The sequence below is a fragment of the Thalassospira sp. MCCC 1A01428 genome (assembly GCF_002115825.1).
Taxonomy (GTDB): domain Bacteria; phylum Pseudomonadota; class Alphaproteobacteria; order Rhodospirillales; family Thalassospiraceae; genus Thalassospira.
Genome location: NZ_JFJZ01000111.1, coordinates 1 through 2,733, shown reverse-complemented (window position 1 = coordinate 2,733; position 2,733 = coordinate 1). Strand labels below are relative to the sequence as shown.

Annotated in this window: 5 protein-coding genes; 4 read left to right on the top strand and 1 reads right to left on the bottom strand. The window is 56.2% G+C overall.

The features are described from left to right. On the bottom strand, positions 1-447 hold a 447-nt coding region (locus THS27_RS26035), incomplete at its 3' end, for an XRE family transcriptional regulator (RefSeq protein ID WP_168185026.1). A gap of 97 nt (positions 448-544) precedes the next feature. On the opposite strand from THS27_RS26035, the gene THS27_RS27640 reads away from it, so the two are divergent. The 4 genes from THS27_RS27640 (at position 545) to THS27_RS26015 (ending at position 2,611) form a co-directional block, all read left to right on the top strand. Continuing rightward, the gene (locus tag THS27_RS27640) at positions 545-814 is read left to right on the top strand and encodes a helix-turn-helix transcriptional regulator (protein ID WP_085595902.1); all 270 of its coding nucleotides are present in this window, start codon (positions 545-547) and stop codon (positions 812-814) included. Between the two features lie 51 nt (positions 815-865). Next, positions 866-1,384 (top strand): hypothetical protein, encoded by a 519-nt coding sequence (locus tag THS27_RS26025; RefSeq protein ID WP_085595900.1) that lies wholly within the window; start codon positions 866-868, stop codon positions 1,382-1,384. Beyond that, a complete protein-coding gene (locus THS27_RS26020) occupies positions 1,381-1,644 on the top strand; it encodes a hypothetical protein (protein ID WP_085595898.1) in 264 nt (87 codons plus the stop codon). Before THS27_RS26025 ends, THS27_RS26020 begins: the two co-directional genes overlap by 4 nt. Positions 1,645-1,726: 82 nt before the next feature. Continuing rightward, positions 1,727-2,611, top strand: a complete 885-nt coding sequence (locus THS27_RS26015; RefSeq protein ID WP_085595896.1) for a hypothetical protein — start codon at positions 1,727-1,729, stop codon at positions 2,609-2,611. Positions 2,612-2,733 lie beyond the last annotated feature (122 nt).

The window sequence follows — 2,733 nt, the reverse complement described above, 5'->3', positions numbered from 1 at the left end:
TCCGCCATTGGTGGCGACGATGTAGAACTTTCCGTCTGACATTTCCTTGTGCGAAATATCCACCACAATCACAGAATCTTCCGGTGCTACCAAATTCATGGAATCACCCTGAACATTAAGGGCTATACACTTTTTTTCGTCTACATCCGGGCAGTCGATGTGTGGGAACTCGGCAAGTCGTTTCCTGTCGACTTGTTGGGCGTCTGCAAATGCCCCTGCTGATACCCAGCCCACAATGGGGATGCGGGCAGTTGGCCGAACATCCGATATCAATTCATAGGCTTCAACTTTTAAAGCGCGCGCGAGACGCTCAAGCCAGTTGGCCCCTAATTGCAGGGTGCCATTTTCCAGCTTGCTGATTTGTCCTTTGGTTCCGCCGGTTAATTCTGCGACCTGTTCTTGCGTAAGGCCCCGTCTGCGGCGGATGTCGCGTACGTTGTTTTGCATGGGCGGGAATCTTTCACCACGCGTCAGGTCAGTCGTTATCGTTTTTTGAAACATTTTGCTTGACGTTAGTTTCAAAATAAGAAACCTTAGCTCCATTATGAAATTGAAACAGTGGCTATCACAAACACAAGTATCGCGTAGCGAATTTGCTAAGCGTCTCGGGGTCAGCAAGTCAGTTGTTACCAAGTGGTGCAATGGCGAGGTGATGCCCAGAAGTATTCCGTTGATTGCGATTTATCGCATTACGGGCGGCCTCGTCAGTCCTAACGATTTTTATAATCTTGCGGGGCTTGTCGCCTCCAACGATGCCGATTCAGACAAAGGCCGCTGCGCCGGGGCGGATGACGGGGCCAGCGCAGCGGCCTAGTCGTCGGTTCGCTTCACGATTTCAACCTGCATCATATCGGGATGTATTTTTATGCGAAAAATTGGATCGATTGCCCATGACGCGCTGCAAGCCGAATTTACATCGGCGTTTCGGCAGGTTGTTGGCACCTATCAGTCTGAAAACAAGGCGGTGACGTTGCGTGATTTGGCTGTGGCGACGGGTATTAAACAGCGCACACTTGAAGCCTATCGCGACGGCGAAATGGTGCCACGCACGGCGGTAATGCTGCACTTGATGGCGGTGTTGCCGGGCAGTTTTACCAACCGTGTTCTGGCGCTGGCCGGGATGGGGCAGGCCATCAAGATGACGGTAAAGCAGATTGATTTACATTGCCTTGCCGCCGATGTGAGCGGGTTTGTCGCCGCCCATGCCGAACATATGCGCGATGGCCGGCTGGACCACCGGGAAGTGGCGGCGGAAATTGAACTGGCCCGCGCCATGCACAGCACCCTTGGGGATTTCCTTGCCAGTAATGGCAAGGGTGGCGCGCCCGCTGTATCTGGAACGGTTGCGACGTTTCCGGCATCGGGCAAGGCAGGTGCGGCATGAGCATCAAGGTTAAAAAGCGCCTGACCCATGCGGAGCGCGCAGACAATCTGGTCGCGGCTGGAAAAGCCTATTTGCAGGCGGTTGTGGTGCAATCCAGTGATCCGGTTTTGCCGCGGGAAACAACGCCGGACGAATATATTGCCATGTGTATGGCTGTAACCCGTGCGCAGCGCAAGGCGATTACTGATCCGGGTGCAAAGGCGATTATTGATCTGGCGCGCGCCATTCACTTTTGCGAATGCGGGGAGGCGGCGGAATGAAGCCTTTTACCCAGCCCGATGATGACGGTTTTAACCCGTTTGGGTCCGGCCCGGTGCCGATTGGACCGCGAAAGGGGGCGTCATGAGTGTTGCGCTTAAATATGGTGCGCCGCTGGCGTCTGATATGCGGTTGGCCGGAGTTGGTGTGGCGGCCAATGATGTGGCGCGGTTGCCGGTGCCTGGTGCGCTGCGCCGGGGGTTGCGTGAGGTATCGCGTGACGTGGTGCCGCGTCGCAAGTTTGATTTGTTCTGGGCGGTCGAGCGGGCGTTTTTCCCGCGCTATTTCTGGGCTGTGGCGGTCGGGATGCTCGATGACAGCGAAGCGGACAGCCGGGACGTAATTGATATCTTGCTGGCCGATCAGCAGGAATGGGCCGATTTAATGCTGCCCAGCCAGTTTCATGATTTTCGTAATGAATTTGCCAAGCTGGTGGATGTGGCTATGGCGGTGATGATGGATCGCCAGATTGGCGGGGGGGGCGGGTGGAAAACATCCCGATTGATGATGGTGGGGTATGGTCTGTGCCAGTTGGCCGATGCCCATGCGGTTGATGCCATGTTTACCACCCGGTTTGCCAAGGTTTTGAACCGGCTGGCCGAACAGCATTATTTCATCAATGCCGATGAAATGCGGGCGTGCGAAGGCGCTGCGCACAAGTCTCTGCGCAAGGTGATTGCGGCACTGAAAAGCCGGGGGCGGTTTTTATGGCTGCCCGATTATAGCGAGGCCCGGCATTTTGACGGTGCCAGCTATGCCCATGCCGACCATATCGCAAACCGGTTTGAATGGCAGGTGATGGATTGCGACACGGGCAAGCCAGTGGCGTTTGTGCGTGAAGTTAACACCGCCGAGGGCTGGCTTGTTCGCCTGGTGGTCGGGCGTGACGGGCGGTTTGTGCATGGGCCGGATGGAGCAATTGCCACCGAAAAGCTGGTTGGCAATTTCCGCATTGAGCGGGGGTTGTGATGGCATTGGCGCAGCGGGGCGGGATTGTGCGGGATTTTTTGAGCCGGTCGGTGGTGCCGTGTGGGCACGGGTTTCGGCGCATCGCTGTGCGCAAGACTGGCGCGGTTGATGTGCCACCATCG